Here is an 18196-nt window from a genome sequence, read left to right on the forward strand (position 1 = left end):
AAGAAGATAACTCTTTGTCAGGAGACGCTCTATATTATGAGATAACTCTTTGATGCTGCTTCCAAACATTGAATAGTGGATAACGGTTTACAAGCTATATAACCAAAGGCAGTGGTTCTGATGACCGGGGAAAAAATCGATAGAAAAATCTTTGAAGAGCTTAATTTCATAAAGAAACAGCTTGCCGAAATTAAGGAGCATATGGTCGATATAGATGCCCTGCTCACCGCAGAAGAAAAAGAGCTTGTTTTCAGAAGTTTTGAAAATGAGGCAAGAGGAAGGCTTGTACCGTTAAAAAAGCTTGAAAAAACGAGGATCTGAAATGTTCGAAGTTTTTTTTGATATCCCGGCACAGGATTTTATGATGAAGGCAGATGAGAGTACGCACTCCAGGGTCAGGGAAACCCTTGAAGAGCTTGCTTTTGATCCCGTTCCCCTGGGCGCAAAAAGAATAATCGAAAGCCAGGAAAATTTATTCCGGTTTCGGTCCAGGCATCTAAGGCTTCTTTATAGAGTAGATTACGAAAAACTAACCCTTGTAGTTATAACAATCGAGCCTTTAACTCGTATGTACCATTGAATTGATGGTTAAGGGTTTTTAATGGCAATTTCTTCTTCTATCTGCCTTTTTCTACTCTACTGATTTTTCTGGCTTTTCTGGCTTTTCTGGCTTTTCTGGCTTTTCTGGTTTTTCTGGTTTTTCTGGCTTTTCTGGCTTTTCTGGCTTTTCTGGCTTTTCTGGCTTTCTCTGTTGAAACTTTCCTGTAGCCGGATCCCTGAAAAAAGCCGCCTGTTTCAGCCATCTAACAGAATAAGCCTTTATAGAAGAAAAACTATTCTAAATAATTAAGTAGGTGGTCATGAATGGTGCGTATCAAATCTTTAAATAGTACATCTATGGCAAAAGTTTTCGGTCTTATGTATCTGATTCTTGCAGTTGTTTTTTCGCCGTTCATTCTTCTTATGATAAGCGCAGAGGGACCTATTGGTCTTACTGAAAGTATACTTGTGATTATAGGTGTTGTTCTCTTTTATGGAATTGCGGGAGGAATAGGAGGGTTTCTTATTGGCGTCATTTATAATTTTGTCGCAAAGAAGTTTGGCGGCATCGAAATGGAAATTGAAACTGCCTGAATCCGGGCTTCCAGAATAGTTTAAAAGCCACATTCTTCGATCATTTCTTTCCTATTTTTTCCTTAAAATCCGAAAAAGGTCGAAAGTTTTGTCTGCTCTATTTTAGGGACTGCTTCTTCTGGCAGTGATTCGTTCAATGTTTCTTGCAATTCTTCCTGTTCCTGTCCCTGTTCTACTTTCGAACCACTTTCTGAAAATTCATCTATAAAAGTGCCTTCATTTTTCAGAGCCAGCGAATTCCTGTAATAATGCGCTGTCTTCTCCTGCCAGTTTCCGGGGAGCAGCAGAAACTTCATGCCCCTTTTTTGCTCGTTCCATTCCCAGACTTCAGAGTGATAAAAAATAGCTGCTAACTGGCTTGAGAGCTGGGCATACGGAACTTCTGGCCTGAGCCTGTACAGGAATTTGCCTATACCGTCCTTTTCAGTCCCCATATACAGCTTTGCGGCGTCGTTTGCCAGGTATTTCCATTCCCTGTCCTGCATAAACCCCTGAAGTTTGTCCAGGTGACTGCAACTAATTTTATCGATCCGGGGGAAACAGCCGTTCCTGAACTTCCTTTTTATAAAAATATTTCCTCGGCTATCTATCCACCAGGAAAAAACCTTCTCTTTTGTTCCAAGGGTGTGGGATACCGACCAGAAGGTAGCCATGGTGGATAAATCGGATTTTGAAATATAAAAAATTGTTTGTGGTTTACGTTATTTTTCCCGGGCTAAAGAGAAAAGTCGAAGCTCTCTTTGTTATGAAGTGAAAAATTATGGCCGCCCACAATTACATTATTAATGTTTTCAAAAACCTGGGAGGACAAAGACCTGAGAGGATTTCGATGCCTCGTTAATCATCCTTTAATAGCTATTTTAAAGGCTAACTCAATGGTACCTTCATCAGTATGAAAGTCATAAAAAAAGTATTTATCAGATCACAAAAAAAGTATTTGTAAGGTCAAAAAAGGCTCTGCCGCAATTGCGGCAGAGATATCTTTTGAAAATAATTATGCTGCTGCAGGTGCAGGTGCAGCTGCTGCGGGCATTTTTTCGACTTCGGTCTTTCTGATCTCTACTCTGCGGAGAGGGTAGATGAACTTGGCCTGCCTGTAAATGGTTGCTGAGAGCCTGCCAAGGATTGCTTCCTGCATGAAGGTCTCGAAATCGGATTCAGAGGCTCGCTTTTTGACGATCTCGACCATCATTTCCCTGATGGCTTTAATCTGGCTTGAGCGTGCTCTCTTGATGGTGAAGCAGGTTGGCTTTACGCGGATAACGTAGCCGTCTTTGGTTTTGACATCGACATTGGCGTCGATCCTGGAAGTCTGCCTCTTAACGATTGAGCGGATGTAGTCGGTTGTGAGTTCGTGGCCCATGAGATCGGTAGTTGCAATGTCTCCGACGACATTGTTGATCCTGAGGATGACCTTTGTGTTGTTTTTGCTCATGTCGTTGGTGAGTTCCCCAACTGTAGTCTCAACATTGCGGCCTAAGAGCAGAGAAGGATCTCCTGCCATTGTGTTTCCGACAATAGCCCTGTTTAAGTAAACCGGGGCTTCAATATTGTACCATTCCTTGGATTTCCATCCGTCAAGCTTTCTTTGTACTTTCTTTCTTGCCACGTAATTCCTCCGAAGTATACTCGTTATGTGTAGTTTGATTTTGTCCTGATGCCCTCAGGCAATCTCAGGTTTTTGTCTTCCGGATGCTCAAGTGAGCTTTTCCATAATCAATGAATGTGAAAGGTTTTCAGGCGTTTCTGCACAGGTTTTACACTGCCGCAGGTTTGCTCTTTCAGTACCTTGTCTTTGCATATATCAAAAATCTCTGAGCCTCTTGGCGTTTCCGGACTCGGGCCCCATCCCATCTGCCGACAGCCACAGGCTCCTTATAGTCAAAAGTGTGACCGGAAATCGGCCAGAAATCCTCAGAAATTAACGGATACTAACTAGTTAATGGCTCACTATACATATCATTTCCATATATAAATAAATCGGTCAGAAACGCTTTCTGTCCTGTTATTTGCATCAGGGGGAAAGAAAAAAAAGTTTAGAGGAAGCGGATGCCTTCCGGCAGCTCACCGACTCTCTTCCTGAACTCTTCAGGCCAGCTCTCAGGGTCAAGACCTTTCTGGGCCAGGAAAACCGCAGCCCACCTTTCAAGCCCTACACCTGAGCACCCGGACCAGAGTTCTTCTCCGGACTGCAGCTTTACATTGAAGCCTTTGGGATACTTATCCCCGTTGATGCTTACGTTCTGGAACTCGAGCCATTCGCCGTTCTCCCCGCGGTAAGGCAGGCAGGCTTCGTAGTCAGTCGTTCCTACAACGTTCCCTTCGGCAAGCCCGAGCAGCCCTTCCTGTGCCATGAACCAGGGAGTAACCTTTGCTTTTCTCCATTCGATGTCCAGGATCTCATTGAAGATGTGCATGTAGCGCTCATGCAGCTCTTCTGCGCACTTTATTACCTCTTCCTTTGTCCCGATCCAGACGATTTCTATCCTGTGGAATTCATCTACCCTTTCAATCCCGTGGATCCCACCGCTTTCGTACCTGTGCGAGGTCCCCGACCTGTCAAAGACTTTTACAGGAATCCCGTCATTAGGAAGAGTTTCGCCTGTAACATACATCCAGAAAGGAGGGCACTGAGCGTAACACATGCCGCCTATGGGTTCCCCGATCTTTTCTTTAATGAGCTTCGTCGGGACCTCATGGGTGACCTTGTAGTAGTCTGCGACATCTTCCCAGTACTCAGGGTCCCTTGTCTTCGGAGGGCAGACATAATAGATCTCAGGGTAGACACCCTTGGCATGCCCGGACTTCATCCAGACTTCCCAGGGAACCAGTTTCGGAAAAATCATTTCCCTGTACCCCAGGGGCTCAAGGAGTTCTTCAAATACAATTTTTTCAAAGGTCCGGAACACTTTTGTGGACTGAGGCCCATGGATCCACTGCCCGCGGCTTGCTCCTCTCTTGAGCCAGCCTTCCTTCATCATAGCCTGAGTCGGGTCTTCCTTGAAGGAGTGCTCCATAGGCTCTCTCTGCCAGATCAGGTTCCAGTGTTCAGCCTTTGCTCCGTACCGGGCAGCATCGATTTTTTCCTCGAGCAGGGTCAGGATTCGGTCCGGAACCCTGTTCTTCATCTCAGCCTCCCCCACTTCAAGCTCGAGTACGATCCCGCCTTCGATATTTTCCATGCTCTTAATATAGGGGACCTTCAGCATCCTGAGTTCCCGCTCAGCCGGCACCTGAATGATAAAAGATTCGACCTCAATCCCCCTGATCCCTATCCTGTACCTCTTTCCAAGCGCCTCGACAAGCACTTTCTTCAGCCTCAGAACAGCATCATGTACTCTGACATACCTTCCGGACTCGAGCACAAGCTCTATCCTATCTTCCCCGAGCTTCCATTCAGTAATTTTTGCTCCCTGTCCTTCAGGTGCCCCTCTGGTAAGAAGAGTATTGTTTGCCTCTTCAAAAAGTGCAGTCACAGCCTCCTTTGCGGGAGCAGGGTCTGCACCTGTTTTAAAATAAGCTTTGAGTTTGAATTGTAATTCCAAGGTTTGAGCCTCTTTTAATTATACTGGATAGTGTGATTGTGAATCTAAAAAGAATGTCAGCAGAACTTCAAACCTCTATTTCGGATATAAAATTAGATATAGATGCCTGTAACCTGCCTGCTCTTTTTATCTAAATAAGAAACTGACTAACTATTTAAATAGTTAGCTTTTATAAAAAACTGTTAACTGCACAGGCATTTAGTAAAATTTTTTGAAATTATGTATCTTCTTCAAATTGAATGGAAAGCTCTGACTTTCAACTCAATTTGAAGAGGAGACATAAAATCTCTCTATTCTGTAGTTGGTGTTCACAGGTTTTATGGATATATCCTGAATTATTGCTCCTAAAAAAACTAAAAAAAGTTAGAAGAGTTTTTCAGAGGATGTTTTGTCACCTCATAATACTGAACTTGTATTCGAAATCTCCACCGGCTTTTCCGTCCTTATCTCCATCAAGGAGAACACCTTTTGTATCGGTGATAGCTCCCGATCCGGTATCGGTTCCTATCAATGTAATAGAGACTTTGGCTCCACCATTTTCTACAGGATATTTCCCATACGGCCGGAACATCAGAATCCTATTACCTGCATCAAGGAAACCTTCAACAGGCTCGTCGGATACTGAGCTTTTGACTATTACCGTATCTTTCGTGACAGTAGAACTGTCTATAGGTGCATCGAATTCGATCCAGATCGGGGATTTCAGGTTATGAGAAAAGGTTTGACGATCCGGATAAACAGATTTCACTGTAACAGGAAACGGGCCGCGTTTAAACACCTTTAAGGGAATGGATTTGAGTTTTTTGTGCACTTGTTGCTCATGAATATATTTATCGTAAGTATACTTCATCGTAACTCCGGCAACCACACCCGCAGCAACTCCGGCAACCACACCCGCAGCAGCTCCGGCGGCTGACCCCATTAACAGACCACCAAGTATATGTTTCCTCGTCAGTTTTATACCCCCTTTAATATGCTACTTTTTTTACTTATTCAACCTTAATCTTACCTCTACCCTTTAGAGGAGCCTTTGTAATTGTATATATTATTGCAGCAATGGCAATTGCTCCTAATGACAATTTGCAGCAACCCTTTAAACCTGGCATTCTTATCTCCCCCTGGTTTTGTCCTAACCGGAAAATAGATGTTCACCGGACAAAGCCGTGTTTATCAATCCAGAACAGGACAGAAAATTCCAGTTAGTTTTGAATTTGAATAGAGTGTTTCTTTCGGAATACTTATTATTATATAATGAGGCATTTCTGATGTCTTCTGGATACTTCATCGAAAATGGATTTTAATTGTTTATGCAGTTGCTCCTGAATATATTTATCATAAGTATACTTCATCGTAACCCCGGCAACCACACCCGCAGCAACTCCGGCGGCTGACCCCATTAACAGACCACCAAGAATATATTTCTTCGTCAGTTTGATACCCCCTTTAATATGCTACTTTTTTTTACTTATTCAGCCTTAATCTACCCTGATTAAGAGAAATCTTTACAACGGTATTTTATTGCAGCAGTGGCAAATACTTCAAATGACAATTTGCAGCAGTGGCAAATACTTCAAATGACAATTTGCAGCAGCTTCAAATTTGTATTCACCTGTACTCTTATCTCCCCCGGTTTTCTCCTGGCTGAAGAATCGATGTTCACTGGAAAAATGAATGTTCACCAATCCTGAGCAAAACAGGAAATCCCCCTCTAGTTTTGAATTTGAATGACGTGTTTCTTTCAAATATGCACCACTGATTATATTGGCCGCAATATATATATTTGCCGCTAAATAAACCGGTTAAATAAACTGATTGCCATTATTGACTGCTATTGATGACAAAAGAAATCGGAAGAATAACCGGAAAAAAGAGCAAAACGGATGCCTTTCAATCCAGCTCGAAAAACCTTTTTGTATTATCAAAAAGAAGATTTAGCCATGAAACAATCAATCGGAGCAAAGACACTCGCATTTCCGACACCTGCCTGGGTTGTCGGCACCTACGACATGAATGAAAAGCCAAATGCCATGACTGTAGCCTGGGCAGGGATCTGCTGTTCGAACCCTCCATGTATCAGCGTGTCCTTAAGAAAAGCAACTTACAGCTATGCCGGTATCATGGAAAATAAGGCGTTTACTGTAAACATCCCATCAGAGGATAATATAAAGGAAGCTGATTACTTCGGCATCACAAGCGGAAGAGATGAGAATAAGTTTGAAGCAGCCTGTCTGACCCCAATAAGGAGTGAGCTTGTACCTGCTCCATATATAGCAGAATTTCCGGTTATCCTCGAGTGTAAACTTCTCCACAGCCTTGAGATAGGGCTTCATACTTTGTTTGTAGGAGAGATTGTGGATATCAAGGCAGAAGAATCCGTGCTTGATGAAAACGGAAATCCCGATATTGAGAAAATCAGGCCTCTTATATACGGGACAGGAAATAGAAGCTATTACGGCATAGGGTGTAACCTTGGAAAAGCTTTTTCGATAGGAAAAAAGGCCTGAAACCGTAAATGGTGAATAAAACAAAATAGAACAGAAAAAAACATTCATAAAAACTCAGCAGGACAGAAAATCTATCCTTTGATTAATTATTTGAGTTGAGGGGTATGGTAAAAATGAATTTGCTGCCTTCTCCAAACTCGCTTTCAACCCAGATTCGACCTGCATGCATCTCCACAAATTTCTTGACAAGAGAAAGTCCAAGTCCCGTCCCAACCTGTTTTCCGAGTTCAGAGTTCTCAAGCTGTGTAAATGGCTGAAAGACCTTCCGGGTTTCCTCTTCGGAGATTCCAACGCCTGTATCTTTGATAGTAATTTTTGCTCCATCTTCCCAAACCCTGGCATCAACAATAACGTGCCCACCTGCGGGTGTGAACTTGATAGCATTATCCACCAGGTTGTATAAGATCTGCTTGAACTTCGTTCTATCAGCCCTTATGGTCGTTAGCTTTTCATCAACCATGCTCAGGATCTGGATACTTTTCTTTGATGCCAGAGGTGTCAATAAAGTCTTAACTTCAGAGACTGAACTGGATATGGAAAACTTCTCTACGTTAAGTTCCATCTTCCCGGCTTCAACCTTTGAGAGGTCCAGTACATCATTGATCAACTTCAGGAGATGGCCTCCGCTCACGGAGATATTGCTAACATATCTCAGTTGCTTTTCGTTAAGCGGGCCGAAGTTTTGAGTAAGCAGCATATCTGAGAAACCTATGATAGAATTCAGGGGTGTCCTCAATTCGTGGCTCATGTTGGCCAGAAATTCGCTTTTTGTTTGATTAGCAACTTCAGCTTCCATTTTAGCTCTAACAAGCTCATTCTGCATTTTTTTATTATCTGAGATATCCGAAATGGTTGCATACAGGAGTTTTTTCCCATCTATCAAAATAGGATAACTGTATTTCTCAACATCACGTAACACTCCGTTTGCTAAGCGGTGAGTAAAAAAGGAATGATTTATGTCCCTTGACTTTGCCTGTTCCAATTCTTCAGATATTTGTTTTTTAGGAAGTATACTGATATCGGCAATATTCAGGCTGAGCATTTTCTCGCTGGCGTATCCGTAGTAAGAACAGGCAGCCGGGTTTGCATCAAGTATATCTCCCGTATCCGGATCGATCAGCAGTGTTACAGCACCGTTATTTTGAAACAGAGAACGGTATCTGTTTTCACTTTCCTTTAACATCTTCTCTGTTTTTTTGCGTTCAGTTATGTCTTCTATTATGTAAATAGTCTGAACATGGTTCCCATTTTCATCTTTTAAGCCCGAGGAATTGACATTGACATCAACAGGCTTCCCGTTTTTTTGAACCATCCTGTACTCTTTGTTGAAGGAAAAACCCCTGTTTTCTATCTCTTCTAAAGATTCCTGAAGCTTTTTCAGGTAATCTGAAAATATGACGCTGTTTATGGGATGTCCTATGAGCTCATCCTGCCTGTAGCCCAGAAGCTCTTCTACCCGGGAATTGCAATCAACAATAATCCCTTTTTTGTCCACAAGAGTAATCAGGTTGGCAGCATTCAGAAACATGGACCTGTAGATTTCTTCCCCTGCGTGTATTGCTTTTTCAGCCCTCTTGCGCTGTATCCCCATACCTATCAGGTTTACAGCTATTCTGAGTATTGATACATCGTCTTTTCCCCAGCTCCCGGTATTAATCACATTGTCCATTCCCATGAAGCCGGCAAGCTTTCCACTTACATATAGAGGTAAAACAATAAGAGATTTGATTCCCTGACTTCCAAGCATCTCTTTCTCTACTGCTGCTTCTGGAGGCAGAGCCGAAACATTGGTTATGTGGATTATTCCATCATTAGAAAGTTTTTCCGACCATCGGGGAAATACATCGCAAGGAATATTTTGAAGGTTGTTTTTCTGAGGCTCCACCCCTTCAGCACACCATTCATGCGTGTTGTCCACTGTGGTTCCATTTTCTCGAACAAGGAAAATGTAACTCCTGCCAGCCCCACAGAGAAGACCAATCTTTTCGAGTGCAACATTTATATCTCTTTCAAGGTTAACAGGAACGATGAACATGTTAGAAATCTCGAGTAATACTTCCTCGATCGCCAGCTTGTGCCTGATTGATCCCTTTGACTTTATTCTGTTATTAATATCAAAAACTGTACTTGAATAGCTCATGATAATCCCATCCTTTTCAGGCAGTATTAGAATTCTCTTATTGATCCAGCGGGCGTTTCCTGAATTTGTTAACATCCTGTACTCAAGGATAAGGTCTTCATCTCATTTGTTCATATTAAAAAATGGGTGAAAAATTCAGAATGTATTCTTTCTAAATCCGATGTAAAGATAAATTTTGATAGTTGACCCCCTAACTTTGTAGATATATTTAATAAGACACTCCGAGGATAAAATTTTATCTATACAGATGAACTTTTGCCATTTTCTTTAAAATTACTTATTTTTCAATAATATTCAATTTTCAGTCTTATTTTGTCAAAAATGTATGTTTAATCAACTTATAGTCAATATAAATATATATTATTCCATTTTTTCTGGTTAAATCTCATTTTATTCCTTAAAGATTTGAATAATTGGCTTATAGATTTTTAATATTTTCTGAAAAATAATATACTTATCAATTTGTAAGTTAAAATTAAAATAATATTATGAATTTTTTACTAAAAGTCTTATTTAGTATATGTTTTAGCGCAATTATACACAACAATTCTTGGAGTAGTGTTTTTTTAAAAGACTTTAGATGTAATTTTTAAGGTAAATAAGCATTTATAGATCTTTTTTAGCTTTTAAAGTAATTTTAAAGAAAATGGCAAAAGCTCATATTTACATCAGGTACAGAAATCTGCTAATATTTAATTTATTACTCCAATCATCCATCTGTATCGATTTTTATTTATGGATTTACATCAAAAGTTCGTTAATCATTATGGCAATATAACCGTTACTCCTTTCCAAACGCTTTTTTCGCCATAACTCTCCATCCCTTGAAGTCTTTTCCCTCAAATTCTTCTGTAACGGCTTTGAGCAGGGACGATATATCCAGATGCTGCGGGCATTTTTCAACGCACTCTCCGCACTGCACGCATTGGGAAGCATATCCCGGAACGTCGCCTCTTATTATTCCGCCGGGTTTTGCTGCATACATGAGTTTTGCTTCTTTTTCATTCCCTGAAAGGTAAAAGTTATCGTAAATTTCAAAACAGGCAGGAATGTCCACTCCTGAAGGACAGGGTGTGCAGTACCTGCAGCCCGTGCAACCCGTTTTCATGAGTTCCCTGTATTTCTGTTCCACTCTTTTTACGAGCTGAAGTTCGTCCTCTGTCAGGGAATCCGGAGAGGCTTCATCTGCAATTTTCAGGTTTTCTTCAATATGAGACTCTTCGTTCATGCCTGAAAGCACAACCGTAACTTCGGGATGGTTCCAGATCCAGCGAAGCGACCATTCTGCTGGTGTGCGTTTTACGGATGCTTCGTCCCAGAGATCCTGTACTGCCGGAGGTATGGGATTTGTCAGTTTACCCCCACGCAGGGGCTCCATTACAATTACGCCCAGCCCCTTTGAAGCTGCATATTCAAGTCCTTCAGTACCTGCCTGATTTTTTTCATCCAGGAAATTATACTGGATCTGGCAGAAAGTCCAGGGATATGCGTCCACAATCCGCCTGAAATCATCAACTGATCCGTGGAAGGAAAAACCTGCATTAATAATTCGCCCGTCAGCTTTGGCTTTATCAAGGAAACTCAAAACATCGAGCTTTTCCATTTTGTCCCACAAAGCCCCCACAAGCCCGTGCACAAGGTAATAATCTATATGTTCTGTCCTGAGCCTCTCAAGCTGGGCATTGAGTATCCTGTCCATATCTTCGTGGCTTTTCACGGTCCAGGAGGGAAGTTTTGTTGCGAGTTTGACCTTTTCCCGGTAGCCGTCAGCAAGAGCTCTCCCCACGAAAGGCTCACTTTCCCCCAGGTGGTACGGCCATGCTGTGTCTATGTAGTTTACTCCGTTGTCGATTGCATAGCGCACCTGCTGTCTGGCTCTTTCTTCGTCTATTTTTCCTTCTTTGAGAGGAAGACGCATGCATCCGAACCCGAGTATCGAAAGTTCGTCTCCATTCTCCGGCATTTCTCTGTACAGCATTTCCATTACCTTCTGTTTTAAGTTGTTTCCCTGATTTTAAAGGGTTTCTGCCCTGAACTCCGTAAAAAATAGAAATAATTAATCCAAAAATTATATTGACCTCGGATAAAGAAATACCTGAGGTTTTTAGTTAATGCTTTTAGAAATAAGAGTTTCAACTTGCGGGTGCAGATTATTTCCAGATAATATCTGCTGTTTTCCTTCCCGGGATCTTTTTGTACTTATATTTCGGGTATCCGAAAAGCATAGGATACTGCAATATATATCCTTTGGGAATTCCAAGGGCTTCTTTTAAGGGCTGGGATTCCACAGCAGCAAGATGCAAAAGTCCTGCCCAGCAGGTGCCCAGGTCAAAAGAGGGAGCCATCAGGTCAAAGGTTGTCAGGGCGATAATGCTATCAGTGAATCCGAAGGCGTTTTCGGAGTAAGCGTACACAAGGCCCGGGGCATTTCTGCAGATAGGTTCAAGGCCCGCATCTGCCAGGGCAACAAGAGCCGGGAAGAAAGGCTTCAGAGGATGGTCTGTACCTGTTTCGGCCATCATCCGCATCCAGTCGATAGTAAGCTTTGCAAGCTTGTTGATTTCTGCTGCATCGGTTATTACAAGCCACTTAACGGGCTGCATATTCATGCCCGAAGGAGCAAAGCGGACGGCTTCGAAGATGGCTTCGATTTTCTCTTTTTCAACAGGCATATCTTTGAAAACCCTTATCGAACGCCTGCTCTGAACGTACTTTGTGAGCACATCAGGGCTGACCTGTCCGGTATCGGCAGTATCATCTTCAGGAGGGAAAGCCTGATAACTTGAAGTGATTGCACTGCCTGGACAGACAGCTTCACAGTGTCCGCAGTGTGCACAAAAGGCTTCATATTCGGCAGGTACAGAAGGAACTCCGCTTTCTCCGGGCATAATTATGTTTTCCGGGCAGATCATGGAGCAGATTCCGCAGGCTGTGCATTTTCCAGCATCAAAAGAAATAAGGCTCATTCTGGGTACCTCTCTTCATACTATATTCTTAATCCGGCTATTATCGATCCAGTAACTGACTTCTATTAATCGAGGAAATGATATAATTAACTGAAATCGAGGAAAATGATTAGAAGTGAAGATGTAATTGGTCAATCTTTTCTTAAAGAATACCTCCACTTCTGTTCGTTCCAGTTCTTTTCGGATACTTTAAACCATCTAGCCTTTAAGTGAGTTTAAACATCTGTTTTGCCATGGCAACTCTTGTCTCCAGGTCAGGCCCTTCAAGTTCTTCTGAAACGGATTCAAGAATTGTTGGTATATCAAGGTGCTGAGGACATTTTTCAAGGAAATACTGAAAAAAGGGGACAGTTTCTTTTTTATTATGTTGCTTTATGGAATTTTTTGTATTTAAAAAATTGCAGGATAAGATTTTTACATATGAACTATTGAGTCTATTCTGAAACTCAAAATTGCTTCTCTAAGGCTCGTATCATAATATCATAAGTATATAGGTTTGTGCTGGTTCAAGGTATTCATCGACTTATACTGATAAAAAAGATGTTCGTACATTACGAACAAAAAACGACTTTTGTAGTCTTACAACTAGTATGTAAAAAAAGATAAAAAGAATACTTAATCATCCTTTTATTTTCACAGTTTGTTTTCTTGATTTATTTAAGGCTTTCTGATAGTCAGAAAAGCTCATTGTTGTTATTTTACGGTTGAATCCCCATGTACCTTTTCCATCAACAACTGCATAATAAAACTCTAATTCTTTTCCATTATTTTTTGTCTTTATCTGCATATTATTGTGAAAAAATCTTTGATTCACAAGATCAAAATCAATAAATATTGCATCTTTATTGTTTCGATATCTCCCAGCAATAGATTCAGATTCGAGTCTTAATTCATTCTTACTCGACACAAAAATAAACACAAATGGAATTTCTTTATATAAAAATTTTGTAACTGGTTTATCTATTGATTTTACCAATATTTTATAATATTTTCGTTCACCATCAGGTTTAGATGATTTAGATTCTCGATTTAAAACCATTGAGCCCTTATGAGAATTGACGGCTTCCTGAAGGGCATCAATCAATAATTCTTCTCTTTCTTCAGTAGTAAGAGAACCCTTCAAAATTCCATCAACTAATGTTTTAAGTTTTCCTTCATCTGCATTTTTAAAGAATTCGTTGTCAAATATTTTTGAATTTAATTCCTGCTTTAATTCTTCAGAACCAAAATCATTGCTTGAATATTGATTTCCTACGGAGACACTGGAGCCCACGGAGCAAACGGAGCCGCCTATGGAGCTAACAATTGATTCATATATTTCTTTAAACTTTACTGGATCGTTATTTATTATATTTGCAAGTTTTTGATTTTGGAATTCATGATACCGTCTTATACATTTCTCACGAAGCATCTTTGGGCTCTTTGCGTTCTGGATTCCGAACTCTGAAAGCTGGTATTCAACAGGTTTATTATTTGATTTTTCAATGAATCCTGCTTTATGGTATCTGACCAACAGGCTTGTAAACGTTTTATATTTTCCAGCATATCCTTGACGTTGTATTAAATCCCATAGTTCCCTTGAAGTAATCGGTTCTGCACAATTTTTTAAAATTAATTCCTTAGATTTACAATCATTATTTGGATAATTATCTTTATATTTTTCATCACCCCTAAGTTCAGAAATTGATTTTCCGGTAAAGACAGACATTGTTTGATAATATTCTAGTTTCTTTTCGTCCTGTTCTTCTTTAGTAAGTATTGGCAGTTTTTTACCCATTAGCATCACCATTTCTCTCCAATATTTATATTCAATTAATTATTATTTTTTTATTGTTATATATATCTTCCTCCTCATTTGTATATTCTCTTCCTCAAAGGATTTCCTCCAAAAATCTCTGACTTACATATAAGCAGGTAAGTAAATTTCCAATGCGTAAAATTCAACCAATCCGACACTAATTGAATAACAAGACACCATTCAACGCATAACGGTGGAAATTGAAAGAACAGAAATGAATTTGAAGAACAAAGCATGTTTTTTCATATATGTCGAACTATATATTTTTGAGGCTGTAATGCAAAAATTAACTAAGATTACATCAATTAACGAAATTCAAAGAACAAATGTTGAAGACATAAATCACCAATTGCTACATGCACTACAAGTTCTATAGCCACTATAAAAAATACAACCATATTAAACACTATAGCCACTGCAAAATTTTCATCGGTTTCAATAACTACTATCACTAAAAAAATGAATAAATAAAAATTTATTAATTTTTATTATTAAATCATTCATAATAGAGCCTTTTAGATAAATGCATAATTACATTTTTTTCAACTACCGACATTCCTCTCTTATTCAATTTTTTTAATTGAATACTTTATAATGTATTCCCATTATTCAATTTTTAATAAGAACAAAAACGCCATCTATGGACTCATTTTCAATACTAATGTATATATATAAGTTGTGCTATTCATCATATATACAGTATAAATATTATGATAATAAAGAATTAATGAGGATGAGAAAATGAAACAAGCAATAACTATCACAGTCGACGCAGATGCATTATCAGAAATTGATGAAATTCTGGAAGAAACAATGACCCCACGTAGCAAATATTTTAACAAACTGATGAAAACCGATCTAAAAAGCTTGAAAATAAGAGGTGATTAAAGATGACAAATAGATATGATATTCAAATTGAAACTGTTTTTAGCTCTACTACGGGGAGAGCAATTATAAAAGTAACAGGTTGGCCTGGCAAAACTTGGTTTGAGAATTCTCATGGGAAATACTTTGAAGACATTGGAAATAAACTTAGTGAAGACTCTGATGGAAATGTTATCAATGAGCGTGGTGAAATAATCGACTCCAATGAAGATATACCATACAGTTGTGACTAAATTAGCATTAGAAACAGAGGTTCAAGAATTGTCCAAACTAAATAAGAAAGAAATTGCGACCGGCCCGTCGCAATATAACCATTCTGTCAAAGATAATCCGCACATTAAGGTGATTATATGACCAATAATATAATTTACACAATAGTATATATATTTTTTCTAAGTCTTGTAAAAGGTATGTGGTACAAATGAGTGCCACAAACAGTTCAAATGATTCTATCTCAGATATCAGATTACAAAAAGCTTTAGACGTAATCAACAGCGATCATGAAGTAATCCAACTGCACAAAACAACACGTGCTGGTGCAACCACATCCCTCTGTCTCGCATCAATATTTGAGAATAAAAAGTTTTTAATTGTGACTCCGACAAATAAAATCATCAAAGACACAATATTGGGAAATGTAAAAAGATTATCCACAAAAGAAAATCTAAACATAATTCATATACCAAACAATTTTGAGTGTTTAATTATTAAAAGTAAGATTGAAGAAAATGAGGATTTGGAAAATCTCCCATATTTACCATTGCCGGAAATATGTGGTGATGATTGTGAACATTTTGAAAAATGCCCTGTGACAAAAATATTGAGAGACGATGAATTTGACGGAATCGCAATTACCTATCACAAGTTAGCAGCGATTATGAATAAAGCCTCTCTTTATCCAAAATCAAATGCATCAGAAATTTTAGGAAAAATATACAGTGCTGATGTCGTCATTCTCGACGAAGCTCATTTTTTAGCATATATGCTGATTGTAGCATTAGACATGTCTAATGAACACGATTTCAACTATTCTCAGAATTTACTTAGAAAAATAAATAAAAAGAGAGGAGAATTCAAAAACCTCTGGAAACTCATTTTTAACTATATACAAATAATCAAAAATAAAGATGTGTTGGAATTAGAACAATCTTTGAATACATACACAAATGATAACAGTTACAACACATACAGTAAACATCAAGCTCGTAATATTTCTAATTCAAAAAAAGATCTTACCTTTATGGATCCAAGGAAATCAAAGTTTTATTTTAATTATAAAACTGAAAAATATGAATTAAGTAAAATGGAAGTAGGAGAAAAATCAAGTGAGATATTAAAAGAACTCATCGAATTAATTGAATGCCATAAAGATTTAAAAATAACAATTGAAGAGATATTGTCCATAATTAGCATGTTGAATATTATAAAAGCAGATGAATTAACCCTTCATGCCCAAAAAACAGGAAATAAGGATAACAGGCAGATCAAAACGGAGATTTGTGCTCTTAATAAAGAATTTTTTTCTGCAATATCAGATTTTCTCAAAATAAAAAACCACGATAAAAAAAGCAAAATAATATTGACATCAGCAACATTTCCAGATTATGATTATACTGAATTTTTCAATCATGGCACGAATATACACAAATACAATTTTGGAGACCCATTAAATACCAATGAAAAAATGGTGATATTCTGCGATAGTAAATCATATAGTGCTTTTGGCAAAAATTCTACTTATAATTGTAGAAAGGAAATAAAGAAACGCTGCGAACAAATTATGGATATACATGATTCCAAAAATTGTCTTATTATTTGCAAAAATAAGAAGGAATTTAATTATTGGAAAGATTATTTTGAAAAAACCAAATATAATCCTCAAGTAACCTATTACCGAGCTCCTGAAGTTATGGGTGTCGATTCCTCAAAAAGAGTTTGCATACTCATAGGATTGGGACACATCCCAGCACATTCATGTGATCCAATCCGAGATTCTGCCGAGAAAGCTCAAATAGCACGAGAAGAAAAGATGCAGATTGATGTATTACAAGCATTAAGTCGTGCAAAAGACCCTAATGGCAAAGAAATATCAATTGTCTTTGCCCTTGGATGTGTTGAAAGAGATATAATAGCTCTGGTATCATGGGGTATTGGTAGAAAAATTGAGATAATCGATGCTGAAGTTCGGGGTAAAAGCAAAGAGGTCAATGTTCACATAAGTGGTGAAGAAATACCAAGACCTGCTGTAGTACGAACAAAAAATTGGAACGAAACTCTAATAAAGAGCATACTGTCTAAAAATTATTTGAAATCAAAACCGATTATTCTCCCATATATAACGCATTATTATGGGAGTTTGACAAAGAATGAATTCAAAATAAATTTAAAATGTTCACTTCTTGATTTAATTATTAATAATAGTGAAGTCAGTACAAGAACAATTGTGAAGCATAATACATTTTCTGAGAAAGACATGCCTCTGACGGACAAACTGCTCTCACAACATATAAACGGAGAGAAGAATGTCTATTTCAGGTTCTTAATGCCTGGAAGTAAAGTAAATTGCATTATGTTCGAGACAAATTCTGAATATGATATTAGCCACTTGAAATTGTACTTTGATAACAGTAAATTGCCATATGTAATTGAAAAAATTGGTTCACTCTATCGCTTATGGATGTTTGTAAATGGAGTTCCGGCAAAGGTTGCAAAATCCTTTGGTGAAACAATACTGAAAGATATTGGGTTCAAGCTGAAGGGTGAAAACAAGTCAGTTGAACTGTACCCGAAAAAAACAACGATTAACTTGCACTACAAATCATCAGATGAATTATTAAAGATGCCTTTTGGCAAGGACTCCAAAATATTGGTGAATGGCGAATTTGTAGATGAATTAACTCAAGAACTCAATATTGGAATAGTTGATATTACGGATAAATGAATTTTTAAAGATTTTGACAAACGGCTACTGAAATAATTAAGTTCAATAACATAGTTTGTTTATCAACATTATTTACTTTTACAAATCAGAATTGCATATTTAATGCGTACAAAAAACTATACTTGTTGCAAGCGGACAGAGAATGAAATCGAAGATTTCTATATGATCCAAACTGTGAAGGTGAAATGGCAGAGAGACACCACAGAGCCATCACATAATCCTGCCAGCAAGGGGTCAAATCTTTCCTTCCTTGTATCTTTCGACACTGAGGAAGGAAATACAT

18 protein-coding genes are annotated in these 18196 nt (G+C 38.6%); 7 read left to right on the forward strand and 11 right to left on the reverse strand.

The window, feature by feature from the left end; genetic code table 11:
* Positions 1-120 precede the first annotated feature (120 nt).
* Together EO92_RS00270 and EO92_RS00275 are read left to right on the forward strand one after the other, a co-directional pair.
* Positions 121-321 carry a hypothetical protein gene (locus EO92_RS00270; RefSeq protein WP_048133707.1) on the forward strand — a complete coding sequence of 67 codons (201 nt, stop codon included), beginning with the start codon at positions 121-123 and terminating at the stop codon, positions 319-321.
* Position 322: 1 nt separating this feature from the next.
* Complete coding sequence (locus tag EO92_RS00275; protein WP_048133706.1) at positions 323-580, forward strand: type II toxin-antitoxin system RelE/ParE family toxin; 258 nt, start codon at positions 323-325, stop codon at positions 578-580.
* A gap of 37 nt (positions 581-617) precedes the next feature.
* On the opposite strand, the gene EO92_RS00280 is transcribed toward EO92_RS00275, so the two are convergent.
* Positions 618-803 carry a hypothetical protein gene (locus tag EO92_RS00280; RefSeq protein WP_048168653.1) on the reverse strand — a complete coding sequence of 62 codons (186 nt, stop codon included), beginning with the start codon at positions 801-803 and terminating at the stop codon, positions 618-620.
* A gap of 61 nt (positions 804-864) precedes the next feature.
* Between EO92_RS00280 and EO92_RS00285 the strand changes: the two genes are divergently transcribed.
* Entirely contained in the window at positions 865-1134 is a 270-nt protein-coding gene (locus EO92_RS00285; RefSeq protein ID WP_156161172.1) for a hypothetical protein, read from the forward strand.
* Between the two features lie 62 nt (positions 1135-1196).
* Here the strand turns inward: EO92_RS00285 and EO92_RS00290 are convergent, their stop codons facing one another.
* The 6 genes from EO92_RS00290 to EO92_RS17345 form a co-directional block, all read right to left on the reverse strand.
* A complete protein-coding gene (locus EO92_RS00290; protein ID WP_048168654.1) occupies positions 1197-1787 on the reverse strand; it encodes a hypothetical protein in 591 nt (196 codons plus the stop codon).
* Positions 1788-2128: 341 nt separating this feature from the next.
* Positions 2129-2743, reverse strand: a complete 615-nt coding sequence (locus tag EO92_RS00295) for a 30S ribosomal protein S3ae (RefSeq protein WP_048133703.1) — start codon at positions 2741-2743, stop codon at positions 2129-2131.
* 427 nt (positions 2744-3170) lie between these two features.
* Complete coding sequence (locus tag EO92_RS00300) at positions 3171-4679, reverse strand: serine--tRNA ligase (RefSeq protein ID WP_048168655.1); 1509 nt, start codon at positions 4677-4679, stop codon at positions 3171-3173.
* A gap of 391 nt (positions 4680-5070) precedes the next feature.
* Complete coding sequence (locus tag EO92_RS00305) at positions 5071-5601, reverse strand: Ig-like domain-containing protein (protein ID WP_052734226.1); 531 nt, start codon at positions 5599-5601, stop codon at positions 5071-5073.
* Positions 5602-5923: 322 nt separating this feature from the next.
* Positions 5924-6076 carry a hypothetical protein gene (locus EO92_RS17340; RefSeq protein WP_156165678.1) on the reverse strand — a complete coding sequence of 51 codons (153 nt, stop codon included), beginning with the start codon at positions 6074-6076 and terminating at the stop codon, positions 5924-5926.
* 141 nt (positions 6077-6217) lie between these two features.
* Positions 6218-6421: a hypothetical protein gene (locus tag EO92_RS17345; RefSeq protein ID WP_156165679.1), complete on the reverse strand. Its 204-nt coding sequence runs from the start codon at positions 6419-6421 to the stop codon at positions 6218-6220.
* A 195-nt stretch (positions 6422-6616) separates the two neighbouring features.
* Here EO92_RS17345 and EO92_RS00310 point away from each other — a divergent pair, with 195 nt between their 5' ends.
* Positions 6617-7183, forward strand: a complete 567-nt coding sequence (locus tag EO92_RS00310) for a flavin reductase family protein (protein WP_048133701.1) — start codon at positions 6617-6619, stop codon at positions 7181-7183.
* An 82-nt stretch (positions 7184-7265) separates the two neighbouring features.
* Here the strand turns inward: EO92_RS00310 and EO92_RS00315 are convergent, their stop codons facing one another.
* The 4 genes from EO92_RS00315 to EO92_RS00330 form a co-directional block, all read right to left on the reverse strand.
* Positions 7266-9398 carry a PAS domain S-box protein gene (locus EO92_RS00315; RefSeq protein WP_052734227.1) on the reverse strand — a complete coding sequence of 711 codons (2133 nt, stop codon included), beginning with the start codon at positions 9396-9398 and terminating at the stop codon, positions 7266-7268.
* A 706-nt stretch (positions 9399-10104) separates the two neighbouring features.
* Positions 10105-11301: an aldo/keto reductase gene (locus tag EO92_RS00320; protein ID WP_048168747.1), complete on the reverse strand. Its 1197-nt coding sequence runs from the start codon at positions 11299-11301 to the stop codon at positions 10105-10107.
* 172 nt (positions 11302-11473) lie between these two features.
* Positions 11474-12289, reverse strand: coding sequence for a nitroreductase family protein (locus EO92_RS00325; RefSeq protein WP_048163341.1), 816 nt, complete (start codon positions 12287-12289; stop codon positions 11474-11476).
* A 619-nt stretch (positions 12290-12908) separates the two neighbouring features.
* Entirely contained in the window at positions 12909-14066 is a 1158-nt protein-coding gene (locus EO92_RS00330) for a hypothetical protein (RefSeq protein ID WP_156165680.1), read from the reverse strand.
* 762 nt (positions 14067-14828) lie between these two features.
* Here EO92_RS00330 and EO92_RS17350 point away from each other — a divergent pair.
* The 3 genes from EO92_RS17350 to EO92_RS00340 all read left to right on the forward strand — a co-directional run bounded on the left by EO92_RS17350 (position 14829) and on the right by EO92_RS00340 (position 17913).
* Positions 14829-14975 (forward strand): hypothetical protein, encoded by a 147-nt coding sequence (locus tag EO92_RS17350; protein WP_156165681.1) that lies wholly within the window; start codon positions 14829-14831, stop codon positions 14973-14975.
* 2 nt (positions 14976-14977) lie between these two features.
* Positions 14978-15205 carry a hypothetical protein gene (locus EO92_RS00335; RefSeq protein ID WP_048168657.1) on the forward strand — a complete coding sequence of 76 codons (228 nt, stop codon included), beginning with the start codon at positions 14978-14980 and terminating at the stop codon, positions 15203-15205.
* 188 nt (positions 15206-15393) lie between these two features.
* Positions 15394-17913, forward strand: a complete 2520-nt coding sequence (locus EO92_RS00340) for a hypothetical protein (protein WP_048168658.1) — start codon at positions 15394-15396, stop codon at positions 17911-17913.
* Positions 17914-18196: the final 283 nt, after the last annotated feature.

Origin of the sequence: Methanosarcina sp. 2.H.A.1B.4 (assembly GCF_000979385.1) — an archaeon.
Lineage (GTDB): Archaea > Halobacteriota > Methanosarcinia > Methanosarcinales > Methanosarcinaceae > Methanosarcina.

What these genes read in the sequence shown, in the direction of transcription:
- EO92_RS00270 (WP_048133707.1), top strand. Translation starts at nt 121, where the DNA reads ATGACCGGGGAAAAAATCGATAGAAAAATCTTTGAAGAGCTTAATTTC.
- EO92_RS00275 (WP_048133706.1), top strand. Translation starts at nt 323, where the DNA reads ATGTTCGAAGTTTTTTTTGATATCCCGGCACAGGATTTTATGATGAAG.
- EO92_RS00280 (WP_048168653.1), bottom strand. Translation starts at nt 803, where the DNA reads ATGGCTGAAACAGGCGGCTTTTTTCAGGGATCCGGCTACAGGAAAGTT.
- EO92_RS00285 (WP_156161172.1), top strand. Translation starts at nt 865, where the DNA reads ATGGTGCGTATCAAATCTTTAAATAGTACATCTATGGCAAAAGTTTTC.
- EO92_RS00290 (WP_048168654.1), bottom strand. Translation starts at nt 1,787, where the DNA reads ATGGCTACCTTCTGGTCGGTATCCCACACCCTTGGAACAAAAGAGAAG.
- EO92_RS00305 (WP_052734226.1), bottom strand. Translation starts at nt 5,601, where the DNA reads ATGGGGTCAGCCGCCGGAGCTGCTGCGGGTGTGGTTGCCGGAGTTGCT.
- EO92_RS17340 (WP_156165678.1), bottom strand. Translation starts at nt 6,076, where the DNA reads ATGGGGTCAGCCGCCGGAGTTGCTGCGGGTGTGGTTGCCGGGGTTACG.
- EO92_RS00310 (WP_048133701.1), top strand. Translation starts at nt 6,617, where the DNA reads ATGAAACAATCAATCGGAGCAAAGACACTCGCATTTCCGACACCTGCC.
- EO92_RS00315 (WP_052734227.1), bottom strand. Translation starts at nt 9,398, where the DNA reads ATGTTAACAAATTCAGGAAACGCCCGCTGGATCAATAAGAGAATTCTA.
- EO92_RS00320 (WP_048168747.1), bottom strand. Translation starts at nt 11,301, where the DNA reads ATGCTGTACAGAGAAATGCCGGAGAATGGAGACGAACTTTCGATACTC.
- EO92_RS00325 (WP_048163341.1), bottom strand. Translation starts at nt 12,289, where the DNA reads ATGAGCCTTATTTCTTTTGATGCTGGAAAATGCACAGCCTGCGGAATC.
- EO92_RS00330 (WP_156165680.1), bottom strand. Translation starts at nt 14,066, where the DNA reads ATGGGTAAAAAACTGCCAATACTTACTAAAGAAGAACAGGACGAAAAG.
- EO92_RS17350 (WP_156165681.1), top strand. Translation starts at nt 14,829, where the DNA reads ATGAAACAAGCAATAACTATCACAGTCGACGCAGATGCATTATCAGAA.
- EO92_RS00335 (WP_048168657.1), top strand. Translation starts at nt 14,978, where the DNA reads ATGACAAATAGATATGATATTCAAATTGAAACTGTTTTTAGCTCTACT.
- EO92_RS00340 (WP_048168658.1), top strand. Translation starts at nt 15,394, where the DNA reads ATGAGTGCCACAAACAGTTCAAATGATTCTATCTCAGATATCAGATTA.